The 15,046-nt window shown below is 63.9% G+C and carries 15 protein-coding genes; 10 read left to right on the top strand and 5 right to left on the bottom strand.

The features are described 5' to 3' along the window. Positions 1–9 precede the first annotated feature (9 nt). Positions 10–930, bottom strand: coding sequence for a bifunctional 5,10-methylenetetrahydrofolate dehydrogenase/5,10-methenyltetrahydrofolate cyclohydrolase (locus tag MESCI2_RS0104795; protein ID WP_027035567.1), 921 nt, complete (start codon positions 928–930; stop codon positions 10–12). A gap of 261 nt (positions 931–1,191) precedes the next feature. Next, positions 1,192–1,938 (bottom strand): L,D-transpeptidase, encoded by a 747-nt coding sequence (locus MESCI2_RS0104790; RefSeq protein ID WP_027035566.1) that lies wholly within the window; start codon positions 1,936–1,938, stop codon positions 1,192–1,194. Positions 1,939–2,153: 215 nt separating this feature from the next. Here MESCI2_RS0104790 and MESCI2_RS0104785 point away from each other — a divergent pair, with 215 nt between their 5' ends. Further along, positions 2,154–2,792, top strand: a complete 639-nt coding sequence (locus tag MESCI2_RS0104785) for a DNA-3-methyladenine glycosylase I (RefSeq protein ID WP_027035565.1) — start codon at positions 2,154–2,156, stop codon at positions 2,790–2,792. 2 nt (positions 2,793–2,794) lie between these two features. On the opposite strand, the gene MESCI2_RS0104780 is transcribed toward MESCI2_RS0104785, so the two are convergent. Further along, entirely contained in the window at positions 2,795–3,046 is a 252-nt protein-coding gene (locus MESCI2_RS0104780; protein WP_027035564.1) for a hypothetical protein, read from the bottom strand. A 255-nt stretch (positions 3,047–3,301) separates the two neighbouring features. On the opposite strand from MESCI2_RS0104780, the gene hisS reads away from it, so the two are divergent. From hisS to MESCI2_RS0104755, 5 genes are all read left to right on the top strand, one after another. After that, positions 3,302–4,798: a histidine--tRNA ligase gene (gene hisS, locus MESCI2_RS0104775; protein ID WP_027035563.1), complete on the top strand. Its 1,497-nt coding sequence runs from the start codon at positions 3,302–3,304 to the stop codon at positions 4,796–4,798. Positions 4,799–4,976: 178 nt separating this feature from the next. Beyond that, positions 4,977–6,098 (top strand): ATP phosphoribosyltransferase regulatory subunit, encoded by a 1,122-nt coding sequence (locus MESCI2_RS0104770; protein ID WP_027035562.1) that lies wholly within the window; start codon positions 4,977–4,979, stop codon positions 6,096–6,098. Further along, entirely contained in the window at positions 6,095–6,793 is a 699-nt protein-coding gene (gene hisG / locus MESCI2_RS0104765; protein ID WP_027035561.1) for an ATP phosphoribosyltransferase, read from the top strand. The genes MESCI2_RS0104770 and hisG overlap by 4 nt, the downstream gene beginning before the upstream one ends. Positions 6,794–7,220: 427 nt before the next feature. Continuing rightward, positions 7,221–8,993, top strand: a complete 1,773-nt coding sequence (locus MESCI2_RS0104760) for an AMP-binding protein (RefSeq protein ID WP_027035560.1) — start codon at positions 7,221–7,223, stop codon at positions 8,991–8,993. A gap of 69 nt (positions 8,994–9,062) precedes the next feature. Further along, a complete protein-coding gene (locus MESCI2_RS0104755; RefSeq protein WP_027035559.1) occupies positions 9,063–10,166 on the top strand; it encodes a calcium:proton antiporter in 1,104 nt (367 codons plus the stop codon). A 40-nt stretch (positions 10,167–10,206) separates the two neighbouring features. Here MESCI2_RS0104755 and MESCI2_RS0104750 read toward each other — a convergent pair whose 3' ends face one another. Beyond that, the gene (locus MESCI2_RS0104750) at positions 10,207–11,115 is read right to left on the bottom strand and encodes a LysR substrate-binding domain-containing protein (protein WP_027035558.1); all 909 of its coding nucleotides are present in this window, start codon (positions 11,113–11,115) and stop codon (positions 10,207–10,209) included. Positions 11,116–11,215: 100 nt separating this feature from the next. On the opposite strand from MESCI2_RS0104750, the gene MESCI2_RS01000000134285 reads away from it, so the two are divergent. Beyond that, on the top strand, positions 11,216–11,737 hold the full coding sequence (locus tag MESCI2_RS01000000134285; protein ID WP_032900322.1) for a hypothetical protein: 522 nt from the start codon (positions 11,216–11,218) through the stop codon (positions 11,735–11,737). A 68-nt stretch (positions 11,738–11,805) separates the two neighbouring features. Here MESCI2_RS01000000134285 and MESCI2_RS0104740 read toward each other — a convergent pair whose 3' ends face one another. Further along, positions 11,806–12,483: an MIP/aquaporin family protein gene (locus MESCI2_RS0104740; protein ID WP_027035557.1), complete on the bottom strand. Its 678-nt coding sequence runs from the start codon at positions 12,481–12,483 to the stop codon at positions 11,806–11,808. 182 nt (positions 12,484–12,665) lie between these two features. Between MESCI2_RS0104740 and MESCI2_RS0104735 the strand changes: the two genes are divergently transcribed. The 3 genes from MESCI2_RS0104735 to MESCI2_RS0104725 all read left to right on the top strand — a co-directional run bounded on the left by MESCI2_RS0104735 (position 12,666) and on the right by MESCI2_RS0104725 (position 15,039). Then, a complete protein-coding gene (locus MESCI2_RS0104735) occupies positions 12,666–13,955 on the top strand; it encodes an RsmB/NOP family class I SAM-dependent RNA methyltransferase (RefSeq protein WP_027035556.1) in 1,290 nt (429 codons plus the stop codon). A 75-nt stretch (positions 13,956–14,030) separates the two neighbouring features. Further along, on the top strand, positions 14,031–14,483 hold the full coding sequence (locus MESCI2_RS0104730) for a TspO/MBR family protein (protein ID WP_027035555.1): 453 nt from the start codon (positions 14,031–14,033) through the stop codon (positions 14,481–14,483). Positions 14,484–14,580: 97 nt separating this feature from the next. Further along, the gene (locus MESCI2_RS0104725) at positions 14,581–15,039 is read left to right on the top strand and encodes a PaaI family thioesterase (protein ID WP_013530371.1); all 459 of its coding nucleotides are present in this window, start codon (positions 14,581–14,583) and stop codon (positions 15,037–15,039) included. Positions 15,040–15,046 lie beyond the last annotated feature (7 nt).

Below are 15,046 nucleotides of genomic sequence, written 5' to 3'. Positions count from 1 at the left end.
GCCCCAGCGCTACTCTGCCGCGAGCCTGTCCGCCGTACCGTAGGTCGCCTCATAAAGCGCACGCTGGCGGCTGAGCGCCACCATCGTGTTGCGCAGCAGGATGGCGACCGTGATCGGGCCGACGCCGCCCGGCACCGGGGTGATCCAGGAGGCGACCTCGCGCACGCTTTCGGTGTCGACGTCGCCGACGATGCGGCTGGAGCCGTCGGGGCCGATTTCGGAATTGATGCCGATGTCGATGACGGCAGCGCCCGGCTTGACCATGTCGGCCTTGATCAGCCGCGGCTTGCCGACGGCGACGAACAGCGCATCGGCACGTCGCGCATGGGCGGCGACCGACCGCGTCATGTGATGGCACACGGTCACCGTCGCGCCTTCGCTCATCAGCAGGAAGGCGATCGGCTTGCCGACGATTTCCGAATGGCCGACGATGACGACTTCCAGTCCCTTGAGGTCGAGGCCGGTTTCCTTGAGCAGTTCGACCGAGGCGGCCGCCGTGCAAGGCGCGAGATCGAGCTGGTTGTAGACGATGTTGCCGATCGAGGCCGGATGCATGCCTTCGACGTCCTTCAGCGGATGCACCGCCGCCTGCAGTGTCCTGATCGGGATGTGCGCGGGCACCGGCCGCTGGATGATAATGCCGGTGACGCGCGGATCGGCATTCAGGCCGTGGATCGCAGCTTCCAGTTCGCCTGCCGTGATGGTGGCGGGAAAGCGCCGCTCCTCGAAATCGATGCCGGCGAGCTCAGCCTTGGCGCGCTGGTTGCGCACATAAACATCCACCGCATCGGTGTCGCCGACGGTGATCGAGATCAGCTTGGGCGGAAAACCCTCAGCTTTGGCGATCGCTGCGTCCTCGGCAACGGCGGCGATGATGCGCTGGGCTACCGGGCCGCCCTTGAGATAACGGCTGTCTTCGGACAGGGGCATGGGTGAACTCTTTTGTGGAACTAGCCACCGGGATAGCAAAAGAATGCGGTAAAGGGCAGCACGAAAGCGAACCGCTATGCCCGTTGCGCGACGCGTCGGCGACCTTCTGCCCTCGATTTCTGCTCAAAAACGGAAAGGGCAGCGCGGTTTCCCGTGCTGCCCTTCCTGACCGGCCGCATCCCCATACGGCCCGTCCCCCGTTGTCCCTAAACCGGCCCGAAAAGCGGACTGCTTTGCTGGCCAGGTGATTCGCAAGGATTATTATATCACCTCGACCGTGGTTCCGACATTGACCCGCTCATAAAGGTCGACGACGTCCTCGTTGCGCATGCGGATGCAGCCTGACGACACCGCGCCGCCGATCGTCCACGGCTGATTGGTGCCGTGGATGCGGTATTCGGTCGTGCCGAGGTAGAGCGCGCGGGCGCCAAGCGGGTTCTCCGCGCCGCCGGCAAGATAGGTCGGCAAATAGCGGCCCTTGGCGGCTTCGCGCTTGATCATCTGCGCCGGCGGGCGCCAGTCCGGCCACTCGCGCTTGTTGGTGATCTTGTGCGTACCCGACCATTCGAAGCCCGGCTTGCCGGTGCCGACGCCATAGCGCCTTGCCTTGCCGTTCTTCTCGACGAGGTAGAGGAAGTTCTGGGTGGTGTCGATGACGATCGTGCCCGGCTTCTGGCCTCCGTCATAGTCAACTTCCTGCGGCAGGTAGATCGGATTGATCTGAGGACGCGCGAGCATGCGCTTGGCCGGCGGCTGCACCGCCGCAGTCTGCACCCGGTCGGGCTGCGCGGGGCGCAGGAGGCGCCTCTGTTGCTGCTGCTGCACCACCTGGCGGTTCTGGCGCACGATGCCGGGCGCCTGCCCAAGCTGCAGCACCCAGGGTGCTGAAAGGTCGGGGCTCACCATCACCGGCGGCCTGTCGGCATAGCGGTCGCCGGCGGTTGAGGGTGTGACGCCGGCGGCAAACACAGCCACGGCGCCGAGCACGGGAAACAACACTGTCTTCATCGTAACGCACCTTGATCGTCTGATACAAAACGGGTGGAAACGTCCTCCCGGTTCGGCGATCATTGGCGCGCAAGCAGCAACCGAAACATGAATCGGAATGCGTAAAATGCGGAACTGTCGGTAAACCTTTCGGTGTGGTTACCGCCGGGTTCAGGAATCTGGTAAAGCCGCAGTAAATGCCGCGCAAAAGCGCTTTAACGAACGGATTTTGGCTTATGGACAAGGAAAACACCGGCCTGCTCGCCGGTCCTGATGGTGTCGCGCGCTGCTTCTGGCACGGCAATCTGCCCGACTATCTGCACTACCACGATCATGAATGGGGCCGGCCTGTAGCCGACGACCGCAGGCTGTTCGAAAAGATCTGCCTCGAAGGCTTTCAGTCTGGCCTGTCGTGGCTGACCATTCTGCGCAAGCGGGAGAATTTTCGCGAAGCCTTCGCCAATTTCGAATTCGACAAGGTAGCAAGCTTCACTGACAAGGATGTCGAGCGCCTGCTCGGCAATGCCGGCATCATCCGCCATCGCGGCAAGATCGTCTCGACCATCAACAACGCCAAGCGCGCCCGCGAAATGGCCGACGAATTCGGCTCACTGGCCACCTGGTTCTGGAAGTTCGAACCCGGCAAGGACGAGCGGCCGCAAATCGTCGACCTCGCCCATCTGCGCGCCAACCCGACAACGGCCGTCTCGGTGCGGATTTCGAAGGAGCTGAAGAAGCGCGGCTGGAGCTTTGTCGGCCCGACCACGGTCTACGCCTTCATGCAGGCCATGGGCTTGGTCAACGACCATCTCGAGGGCTGCGTCTGCCGCAAAGAGGTCGAAAAGCAGCGGAAGGCTTTTAAGCGGCCGAAGTAGGCTCAGGTGCCGTTGGCGCTGGCCAGCACCAGGCCGGCGACGATCGCCACCACCGTGGCCACGGTCGGATAGATCACCAGCAGGCCGGTCATCAACGCGTCGCGCATGGATGGGCCCTTGCCGGTTTCGGCGGGCACTTCGAACGGGCCGGCAGCCTGGCTGACCATTTTCGGGGCGTCGATGTCGGCCGGGCGCAGGCGTGCGGGCAATTCGGCATCGCTGTCGATGGCGTGGTACCTTGCTGTGCTGGTCATGGCCGCGAACCCCTCATTTCGGAGCGCTTTATCGGTTGTGATTGTGTCGGCACGATGCCGCACTCGTGGCGGGATTGTTTCATTCTCGGCGCGTTTTTGTTTCAGAAGACGTTGGAACGAAGGTGGGCGCCGGCATCCATCTCGGGGCGAGGGCGGAGACGGCAGGCCTCGGCGGCCTTGCCGCACCAAGCCGCTTCGGTTAGGACACGCCCACTCGCGACATGTCATCGATTACTTAGCAAAAAGACCCAGCTCATGGCCGACAAATCGGAAAAGACGAAAGCGCGGCTGCCGCGCGGTTTTGCCGACCGCAGCGCCGAGGACATCCGCGCCGTCGAAAAGATGATGGCGACGATCCGCTCGGTCTATGAGCTTTATGGTTTCGAACCGGCCGATCAGCCGCTGATCGAATACACCGATGCGCTTGGAAAATTCCTGCCCGACCAGGACCGGCCGAACGAAGGCGTGTTCTCCTTCCAGGATGACGACGACCAGTGGCTGTCGCTGCGCTACGATCTGACCGCGCCGACGGCCCGTTTCGTCGCCGAGAATTACGAGCGGCTGCCCAAACCCTACCGCAGCTACCGCTCCGGCTGGGTGTTCCGCAACGAGAAGCCTGGTCCGGGCCGCTTCCGCCAGTTCATGCAGTTCGACGCCGACACGATCGGCACGCCGGGCGTGGCCGCCGACGCCGAGATGGCGATGATGATGGCCGACGTCATGGAAGCGCTCGGCATCAAGCGCGGCGACTACGTCATCCGCGTCAACAACCGCAAGGTTCTGGACGGCGTGCTGGAGGCGATCGGCCTCGGCGGTGAGGAGAATGGCGGCCGCCGGCTGACGGTCCTGCGCGCGATCGACAAGCTGGACAAGCTCGGGCCGGAAGGCGTGAAGCTTCTGCTTGGCCCGGGCCGCTGGGACGGCGGCAAGGAGGGCGAGGGCGACTTCGCCAAGGGCGCCGGGTTGAACAACGGGCAAGCCGAGGCGGTTCTTCTCGCGACCGCGAGGACCATACAGGCCGGCCAGGATTCCATGGTCAGTTCGAACGCCATCTACCAGGAAGGCGTCGGCGAACTCGCCACGATTGAAGCGCTGGTCAGGGCGGCAGGATACGGCGAGGACCGTATTGCCATGGACCGCTCGGTCGTGCGCGGCCTCGAATACTACACCGGCCCTGTCTTCGAAGCCGAGCTTCTGGCCGAAATCCCCAATGAAGACGGCCAGATCGTGCGCTTCGGTTCGGTCGGTGGCGGCGGCCGCTATGATGGCCTGGTGTCGCGCTTTCGTGGCGAGCCTGTGCCGGCGACCGGCTTTTCCATCGGCGTCTCCAGGTTGATGACCGCGCTGAAGAACCTCGGCAAGCTCGACGCCTCGGACGTGATCGCGCCGGTCGTCGTGCTGGTGATGGACAAGGACACCGACAGCCTCGGCCGCTACCAGAAGATGGTGGCGGAGCTGCGCGCCGCCGGCATCCGTTCCGAAATGTATCTCGGCGGCGCCGGCATGAAGGCGCAGCTCAAATATGCCGACCGGCGCGGCTGCCCGGTCGCCATAATCCAGGGTGGTGACGAGCGCGCCAAGGGCGAGCTGCAGATCAAGGATTTGATCGAAGGCGCGCGCATGTCGGCCGAAATCACCGACAACGCCGAATGGCGCGCAGCGCGCCCGGCGCAGGTGACGGTGGCGGAGGGCGAACTGGTCTCCGAGGTGAAGAAGATTTTGGCGGCGCAGGCTGAGGAACGAGCGAAATGATGAGCGCCGCGCTGTTCTTCCCTTCTCCCCTTGTGGGAGAAGGTGGATCGGCGCGGAGCGCCGAGACGGATGAGGGGTGTTCCAGGGAACGCCAACGCCTCACTCCGCTGGAACACCCCTCATCCGTCGCCTTCGGCGACACCTTCTCCCACAAGGGGAGAAGGAAAGGTGGCGCTTCATGACCTCCCACACCCCCGCCATCTCCACCGACATCACCAACCTTTTCGCCACCCGCAACACGCACGCCGTCGAGGTCGCCATATTGCAGCCGGCGGACCCCTTCCTCGACATGGCCGGCGAGGATCTGCGCCGCCGCATCTTCCTCACCGAAAGCGAAACCGGGCAGACGCTCTGCCTGCGGCCGGAATTCACCATTCCGGTCTGCCTCGACCACATAAGCTCGCAGGCCGGCACGCCGCGCCGTTATTCCTATCTGGGCGAGGTGTTTCGCCAACGCCGCGAAGGCGGCAACGAGTTCTTCCAGGCCGGCATAGAGGACCTCGGTGACCGCGATACCGCTGGAGCCGATGCCCGCTCGGTGGCCGACGCGCACGCGCTGCTGTCGCTGGTGTTGCCCGGCCAGGCATTGGCGATCACGCTCGGCGACCAGACTATTTTCGAGGCGGTGCTGGCTGCCCTTGGCCTGCCGCGCGGCTGGCGCATGCGCCTTGCCCGTGCGTTCGGCTCGGCGCCGATGCTTGAGGCGGCACTCGCCGATCTCGCCAACCCGCCGCGCAACGGCCAGCTCTCCGGGCCGGTCGCCGCTCTCGTCCTCGACGGTGATCTGGACGGTCTTTCCGCCCATATCGCCAGCGGCATGGAGGAGGCGGGCCTGTCGGCGTCCGGCGGGCGCTCGCCCACAGACATTGCCCGGCGGCTGATCGAGAAAGCCGAATTGCGCAGCGTTCGGCTGTCGAGCGAGGCCTTTTCCGCTCTGAAGGATTTTCTGGCGATCGACGTGCCGCTTGATCGTGCGGCCCAGGCACTGGAGACCTTCGCCACCGGGGCCGGTCTGTCGCTCGATGTCGCGCTGGAAAAGTTCGCTGCCCGCGCCAAGGCGATCGAAGCGCATGGCTTGCCGGCCGATAAAATCCGCTATGACGCCGCCTTCGGCCGCCCGCTCGATTACTACACCGGCCTGGTTTTCGAAATCGCGGCCGACAATGGCGACCGGCCGCTGGTCGGCGGCGGCCGCTATGACCGGCTGCTGACCCTGCTTGGTGCGAAGACGCCTATCCCCGGCGTCGGCTTTTCCGTCTGGCTCGATCGCATCGAGGCATTGCGGGAGACGGCGCCATGATCACGCTGGCGATCCCGTCGAAAGGCCGCCTGAAAGAACAGGCGCTGGACGTGCTGGCCAAAGCCGGCCTCGCCGTCAGCCTGCCTGGTGACGAGCGCAAATACCACGCCCGTGTCGAGGGCCTGGACGATGTCGAAGTGGTGTTCCTATCGGCTTCCGAAATATCAGGCGAGATCGGCCAAGGTGCCGTCGATCTCGGCGTCACCGGCGAGGATCTGGTGCGTGAAAACCTCGCCGATTGGGAAAGCCGCGCCGAAATCGTCGCCCGTCTCGGCTTCGGCAATGCCGATGTCGTGGTTGCCGTGCCCGACATCTGGCTCGATGTCGACACCATGGCCGATCTCGACGACGTCGCGGCCGATTTTCGCCAACGCCATGGCCGGCGGCTGCGCATTGCCACCAAATACTGGCGGCTGACCCAGCAATTCTTCTCGCAGAAGCATGGCATCCAGGTCTATCGCATCGTCGAAAGCTTAGGAGCCACCGAAGGCGCACCGGCGGCCGGTTTGGCCGATGTCATCGTCGACATCACAACCACCGGTTCGACGCTGCGCGCCAATCATCTCAAGGTGCTGGGCGATGGCCTCGTCCTGCGCTCGCAGGCCTGTCTGGTGGCGTCGAAGAAGACACGGGCGGCGGCGGATGAGGCGCTCTTGCGCGACATTGTCGCGAAGATGGCGGCTGCGGCCGGATAGCGGCGGGGGCCACTGCCCTAGGGACCCGAGCCCAGCCTAAAAACCCTGACGGCGGCTCAGCGGTGTCGGTAGCATTTGCGCCGAGGTCTTTATGGTGATAGGAATTATTTCCTTGACTGGTGAGGGCAGCTATGCTACATTTTTGCCCATGGTGCTGATTTGCGCCAGTGACCCGCCGCCCAGGCGGGTTTTTTCGTTTTGACGCTTTGTCAGCCAACGCGAAGCTCCGAAGCATCGTTGACCGGATCGTCGCCCTGCCACGACTATCGGCGGGATTTTCACCACCTCTTCAGGCTGATAGGCTCGGCTAATACATGTCGCCCCGACCTTGGTTTGGAGAGACGACATGCACAAAAACAAGGACCTAAAGCGCGTCGCAAGATTCCGTTTCAGCGCGACGCGCTTTAGGTCCCGGGAGGAGAGAGCGATGCCGGTCAATCTCGACGAGCTGAAGAATGCCAGCAATCTGCGCGGACGCGGCGCGCGTGCTGGCGGTGTCTTCGTCGCACCCGTCGACAACAGGGCGCATGTCTCTGGCGAACGCAGCGTGCCGCTGCTCGACAAGACCATCCCCGCGCTGTTTTCCGACACCGTCAGCAAATATGGCACGCTCGACGCCGCCGTCTTCGTCGACCAGGACAAGCGTTTTACCTGGAGCGAACTTTCGGACACGGTGGATGCGCTGGCTGCCGGCTTCCTGGCGCTGGGCTTGGCGAAGGGCGATCGCGTCGGCATCTGGTCGCCCAACCGCTGGGAATGGCTGGTGACGCAGTTCGCCACCGCCCGCATCGGCCTGATCCTGGTCAACATCAACCCCGCCTATCGGTTGACCGAGCTCGACTATGCGCTGAACAAGGTCGGCTGCAAGGCGTTGGTCACCGCGGCCAAATTCAAGACCTCGGACTATCTCGGCATGATCGAGACGCTGGCACCCGAGATCGCCAAGGCCACGCCGGGCAAGCTCAAGGCACAGAAACTGCCGGCGCTGAAAATTGTCATCCGCATGGGCGAGGAGAATTCGCCCGGCATGTTCAATTTCGGTGATGTGCTGGCCATGGCCGGGCGTGACGAGCATGACAGCCTCGACCGCATTTCGGAGAAGCTGAAGCCGGGCGAGGCCATCAACATCCAGTTCACCTCAGGCACCACGGGAGCCCCCAAGGGCGCGACGCTGACCCACGGCAACATCGTCAACAACGGCAATTTCGTCACTTCGGCGATCAAGCTGACCGTCGACGACCGCCTGTGCATACCGGTGCCGCTCTACCACTGCTTCGGCATGTCGATGGGCACGATGGGTTGCGTCTCGAAAGGCGCCACCATGGTTTTCCCGGGAGAAGGGTTCGACGCCGGCGCCACGCTGAAGGCGGTGGCTCAGGAACGCTGCACCGGGCTCTACGGCGTGCCGACCATGTTTGTCGCACTGCTCGATCATCCGGATTTTTCCGCCTTCGATCTCTCCAGCCTGCGCACCGGCATCATGGCCGGCTCGCCATGTCCGATCGAGGTGATGAAGAAAGTGGTGTCGCTGATGCATATGGAACAGGTGACCATCGCCTACGGCATGACCGAGACCAGCCCGGTGTCGTTCCAGAGCGGCGTCGACGACCCCTTGGAAAAGCGCGTCTCGACCGTCGGGCGCATCCACCCCCATGTCGAGGTCAAGGCGGTCGATGCCGATGGCGCTACCGTTGCGGTCGGCGTACCGGGTGAGCTTTGCACGCGCGGCTATTCGGTGATGAAAGGTTACTGGGACGACGACGACAAGACCCGCGAGGCGATCGACAGCGACGGCTGGATGCACACCGGCGACCTCGCCACCATCGACGCCGAGGGCTATTGCAACATCGTCGGCCGGGTCAAGGACATGGTCATCCGCGGCGGCGAGAACGTCTATCCCAGGGAGGTGGAGGAATTCCTCTACCGCCATCCAAAGGTCAGGGAGGTGCAGGTGTTCGGCATTCCCGACGCCAAATATGGCGAGGAGCTGTGCGCCTGGATCGTGCTCAAGCCCGGCCAGATCGCCACCGAGCAGGAGGTCAGGAACTTCTGCGCCGGCCAGATCGCCCATTACAAGATCCCCCGCCATATACGCTTCCGCACCGAACTGCCGATGACGGTGACCGGCAAGCCGCAGAAGTTCCTGATGCGCGAGGCGATGGTGGAGGAGCTGGGGTTGGTGGCGCAGAAGACGGCGTGAACGGGTGAACGCTTCGATCTGTCGGCGCGCGAATGCAGCCACGGTTCGCAGCAGCGCGCAGGGGCTTGCATGAGCGGTTTCGGACGTTCGATGACTTCATATGCGATGCCGCTGGCCGCGTTGGTGATGGCTGTCGCCGTCAGGGCCGGCGGGCTGTCGGCGGACGAAGGTTCGCTGAGCGTCAGGATACTCGTCGGGGCGCTTTCGAGTGCTATCATGTTCGTCACCATTTTCGTGGTGCTCGACCACGCCGAGGCAGTGGCTCGGCGTGTAGGAGAGCCCTACGGCACATTGGTGCTGACTTTTGCCGTGACGGCAATCGAGGTGTCGATCATCGTTTCCATGATGCTGCATGGAGAGAACAACCCGACGCTTGCACGTGAGTCCGTCTTTTCAACGGTGATGATCACATCCACCGGCGTTGTCGGCATGTGTCTCGCGCTTGGCGGCTGGCGCCATCGCAAGCAGGCCATCGTGCGGCAGGGGACCAGCGCCTATCTGGCGGTTCTGATCGCGCTTACCGTCATGACGCTTATTTTGCCGACCTACACCCAGACCACGGATCCCGGCACGTTTTCGGCAGCCCAACTTGGTTTCGTCAGCGTCCTCTCGGTGCTGCTTTATGCAAGCTTCGTGTTCGCGCAGACTGTGCGCCACCGGGAAGACTTTATCGAAGGGAAGGCCCAGGGCGTTTCGCTGCGGACTGCCCCTCACGAGAACATCTCTGCCAGCGCTCTGTTGCTGATAGCCGGCCTGATCGGAATTGTCATGCTCGCCGAGCAGGTCGCGGCAAGCGTCGAAGATACGCTCGTTGCCTACCAGGTGACCCAGGCAGACAGCATTGTGGGGGCAATGATCGCCGGGCTGGTGTTGATGCCGGAGGCCATTTCGGCGGTGCGCGCTTCACTCAACAATGAGCTGCAACGCGGTTTGAATGTCGCGATGGGTTCGGCTTGCGCCACAATTGGTTTGACAATACCGGCGGTCGCAGCCGCCAGCCTGCTGACAGGCAGAGGGTTAACCCTCGGGCTTCCAGCGACGGACACAGTGCTTTTGGTTCTAGCGCTCTTCATATGCAATGTGAGCTTCAGCACTGAAAGAACGACGTTCTTGACCGGAATGGTCCATCTTGTAGTATTTTTTACGTATGTATTTCTGATATTTATACCATGAGAGCTTGGTGCAAGCGAAGCGCCAAAGGGCCTTCGTTACCTCAGACCGCGGATTTGAGGTGATCGATGAAGGCGCGCAGCTTCGGCAGGATTTGGCGTTTGCCGGGATGGTAGAGGAAGACGCCCGGCGTCGTGGCGGCGAGGCCCTCCAGCACCGGCTTGAGTTTTCCCTGGGCGATCGGACCTTCGGCGACGGGTCGAGGCGTCTGCGCCAGCCCGATGCCCTGCATCGCGGCCCCGAGCAACGTCGGATAGTCGTGCGCGATGAGCGGGCCGGAGACCATCGCTTCGATCGCCCCGTTGCCGTCGGCGAAGGACCAGGGCGCGATGGCGCCGTTCGAGCGGCGCAGGCGCAGGCAGGCGTGGTGGCGCAGATCCTCCACATGCTCGGGGCTGCCGTGGGCCTCGAGATAGTCCGGACTGCCGACGACCACGAACGGGAATGACGGCGTCAGCCGCACCGCGACCATGTGGGGCGCGATGAATTGGCCAAGGCGGATGCCGGCATCGAACCCGCCGGTGGCGAGATCGACCATCTCGTCGCTCGCGGCGATCTCCAGTTCGATCTCGGGATAGGTTCGGCAGAACGACGCGATCATCGGCTCCAGGATCAACGGCACGACGGCGCGGGGTACAGACAGGCGCAGCAGCCCGGTCGGCCGTTGGCCGACATCACGCGCGGCCTCGCCTGCCGCGACGAGTTCCTCGAAGGCAGGGCCGGCACGGTCGAGGAACCGCTGGCCAGCCTCGGTCAACCCGACGCTCCGCGTCGTGCGCACGAACAGCGCCGCGCCCATGCGGGCTTCCAGCGCGCGCACCGCCTGGCTCACAGCGGACGGCGTCACGCCGAGATCGGCGGCGGCACGGCGGAAGTTGCGGCGCCTGGCGACTGCCAGGAACGTCTCGATGCCTTCCAGCGCACCATGTCGAACTGTGTAGTTCTGCTTCATAGGTTGTTGTGATTACACCGCCTAGTCGAACTATGGAAGCTGGCTTAGAGGTAACCGACTGAAGCTGAGGCGGGTGAACCAGCTTCTGGCAGGAGGCCAAATGTCCACGGAAATGGTGTTCCAAACCCATCTCGTTCTAGGCTACGTCGCGTGGCTGCTTTGCTTCGGCGCATACGGTCTGCCGTGGCTGAGCTCAATGGACCGGGTCGCGGCGCAACGTGCCATCGCCACTCTGCACGGCTTCCGCTTCTTCGGGCTCGTCTTCATCCTGCCGGGCGTCGTAAGCCCCGATCTCCCAGCCGGTTTCGCTGTGTTCGCCGCCTATGGTGACTTTGCAACAGGGCTGCTGGCCATGCTGGCGCTGCTCACGGTGAGGCTACCTCGGCTGTTCTGGCCGTTCGTCGTCGCCTTCAATCTCGTCGGCACGGTCGAGCTCGTCGTCGACTATTACCACGCCATCCAGGTCGGCCTGCCCGAACATGCGGAGCAGATGGGTGCCGCCTACGCGATCCCGATCATCTACGTGCCGCTGCTGATGATCACGCACGTCGCCGCATTCTATTTTCTGCTGCGTCCTTTGAAGGTCCGGGTGTTGGCGACGGCCGGCCCGGCTGTGCTTTGACGGTAAGAAGATCCACCAAAGAAAAAGGCGCGGACCTGGCCCGCGCCTTTCTATGTTGCCTTCGAAGCTCAGTCCTTCTCGAAGATGCGCGCCTTGGCGACAACACCGGCAATGGCGCCGCCGATCAGCGGTGCCACGATGAACAGCCAGAGCTGGCCGATCGCGGCCGTTCCCGAAAACAGCGCCGGGCCGATCGAGCGGGCCGGGTTGAGCGACGTGCCGGTCACCGGGATGATGGCGAAGTGCAATCCTGCCAGCGTCAGGCCGATGACCAGTCCGGCGAACGCCGTCGAGTGCTTTTCAGCCGTGACGCCAAGAATCACGGTGACGAAGGTGAAGGTGCCGATCACTTCCCACAGGAATGCCGAGCTGACGCCCCATTTCGTCACATCCCAGCCATTGGCGCCGAAGCCGGTGGTGTGTCCGCCAACCTGGCCGGAAACGATGATCCACAACGCCAGCGAAGCAAGGACGCCGCCGATGATCTGCGCAATCCAGTAGGGGATGACGTCCTTGGCCGGCAGCCGGCCGGCAAGGAAGACGCCGAGCGTCACCGCCGGATTGAGATGCGCGCCCGAAATCGGGCCGATCGCATAGGCCGCCGCGATGAGGCCGATGCCGAACGCCAGACCGATGCCTTCCTGGCCGAGCGGCAGCGCGCCGCCGAAGCCGCCCGTCACCACAGAAGCCGTACCGATGAACACCAATAGAAATGTGCCTAGAACTTCCGCCAGATAAGTCTTCATTGCCCTCTCCTCGTGTCGATCCGCCGGTCCACCTTTTGCGCGCCGCGAATCACAACCGGAAGAGTATTCGCAACCAGAAAAGTTGGAAAGCAGAGCGGTTGTGCCAGCCGACCTGCTTGTGCGCGCCGGTTGCGCGCTCTAGAGCAGGGCCGGAATAATTTTCTGCGTGACGGAACAAGACCATGCGACTGGGCGGACGGCTGGCTGCGGCCATCGAAGTGCTGGAAGACATCGGCCGACGCCACCGGCCGGTGGCGGACGCGCTGAAGGATTGGGGCCTGTCGCATCGCTTCGCCGGCGGCGGCGACCGTGCGGCGATCGGCAACATCGTCTATGACGCCTTGCGCCACAAGCGTTCCGCCGGCTGGCTGCTGGGGCAGGACACACCGCGCGCCATCGGCTTCGGCGCGCTGCTGCTCGAATGGGGCCAGACGGCCCAGTCGCTCAACGACGCGCTTGATGGCGACAAGTTCGCACCGCCGCTGCTGACCGCCGCCGAGCTTCAGGCCATCGCCGACCATCGGCTCGCCGACGCGCCGGACGCGGTGCGGGCGGATGTTCCGGACTGGTGCGCGCCGCTTTTCGAGCGCGCCTTCGGCCCGACCTGGGCCGACGAGGGCGCGGCGCTGGCAACGCGCCCGCCGCTCGACCTCAGGGTCAACACCTTGCAGGCCAACCGCGACAAGGTGCTGGCCGAACTGACGGGAACCGGCGCGAAACCCTCGGCAATCGCGCCACACGGCATCCGCATCCCGCCGATCGACGGCGACGGCCGGCACCCGAACGTGCAGGCCGAGCCGGCTTTCCAGAAGGGCTGGTTCGAGGTCCAGGACGAAGGCTCGCAGATCGCGGCCGCCCTTGCCGGGGCGCAAGCCGGCATGCAGGTGCTGGATTTCTGCGCCGGCGCCGGCGGCAAGACGCTGGCACTGTCGGCCGCGATGGAAAATCGTGGCCAGATCTTTGCCCACGATGCCGAAAAAGCACGGCTGGCGCCGATCTTCGACCGCGTCCGTCGTTCGGAAAACCGCAATGTCCAGATCGTCACCAAGCCGGTCGAACTCGCGCCGCTCGGCAACCACATGGACATCGTGCTGGTCGATGCGCCTTGCACCGGCAGCGGCACCTGGCGCCGCCGTCCCGATGCCAAATGGCGGCTGACGCAGAGACAGCTCGATGCCCGCAAGGGCGAACAGTCGGCGATCCTCGATGCGGCCAAAGCCTATGTCAAACCGGGCGGCCTGCTGATCTACATCACCTGCTCGGTGTTCGATGAGGAGAATGGCGAGCAGATCGCGGCCTTCCGAGACCGTCACAGCGGGTTTGTTCCCATCGACCACCGCCAGCTCTGGGACAGCCGTTTTCCCGGCCATGAGGCAGCCGCCCGCATCGGCGCCAAAGGCGACATCTCGCTGTCGCCGGCGCTGAGCGGCACCGACGGGTTTTATTTCTGTGCATTGCGCCGGGCAAACTGACGCGGCCGTTGACGGGCGACGACAGCGCCCCAGTTGCAGATGCGCGGCGTCGGCCGCCCATCAATGGGGAAATCCTTGCAAAGATATCTGTCGCTTCTGCTCTTTCTCATCGTGGTGTTGGGGGGAGGCCTGCTGATCGGCTACACGACGCTGCCGGGTGAATGGTACGCGTCGCTGGCCAAGCCGCCCTTCAACCCGCCGAACTGGGTCTTCGGACCGGCCTGGACACTGCTCTATGTCCTGATCGCCGTGGCGGGCTGGCGGACATGGCAGCGGGAGCCCGCGGGGGCTGCGATGAAGATCTGGGGCACCCAACTTGTCCTGAATTTCCTGTGGTCGCCAACGTTCTTCGGCGCCAGGATGATGGGGCCGGCTCTGCTTGTCATCGTGCTTCTTCTCGCCAGCATCGTGCTGTTCGTCGCCAGGGTCTGGAACCGCGACCGGCTTTCCGGCTGGCTGTTTGTGCCATACGCGGCATGGGTGGCGTTCGCCACTTTGCTCAACGCTTCGCTTCTCTGGTTGAACTAGGGCGGCCTTGGATCGTTTTGTTGCAGTGCAGCAAAAGCATTTGCCTGCCGTCCATGCCTCTGCAATAAGCTTATCGGCATAAAGGAAGGCAGCGGCAATGGCAGCAAAGATCGTACCCGCCCCGGACTATGAGGATCGCGTCAGAACCTCCTTCGCGCGCCAGAAGGCGATGGCCACGATCGGCGCCGAACTGACGCTGGTGACGCCCGGCATCATCGAGATCGAGATGCCCTATTCGGCGGCACTCACCCAACAGCACGGCTTCCTCCATGCCGGCGTCATTTCGACAGCGCTGGACTCGGCCTGCGGCTATGCCGCCTTTTCGCTGATGCCGGAAAATTCCGGCGTGCTGACCATCGAGTTCAAGGTCAACCTCCTGGCGCCGGGCAGGGGCGAGCGCTTCCTGTTCCGCGGCTCGGTGACCAAGCCAGGCCGCACCATCATCGTCGCCGACGGCCAGGCCTACGCCTTCGCCGCCGACGGCGAGGCCAAGCTGATCGCCACCATGACCGGAACCATGATGACGGTGGTCGGGCGTGATGGCATAGAAGGTTGAGGAGCGG

The organism is Mesorhizobium ciceri WSM4083 (assembly GCF_000519305.1).
Classification (GTDB): Bacteria; Pseudomonadota; Alphaproteobacteria; order Rhizobiales; family Rhizobiaceae; genus Mesorhizobium; species Mesorhizobium ciceri_B.
The sequence above is the reverse complement of the archived record's forward strand: the minus strand, read 5'-3'. Positions and strand labels throughout refer to the sequence as shown.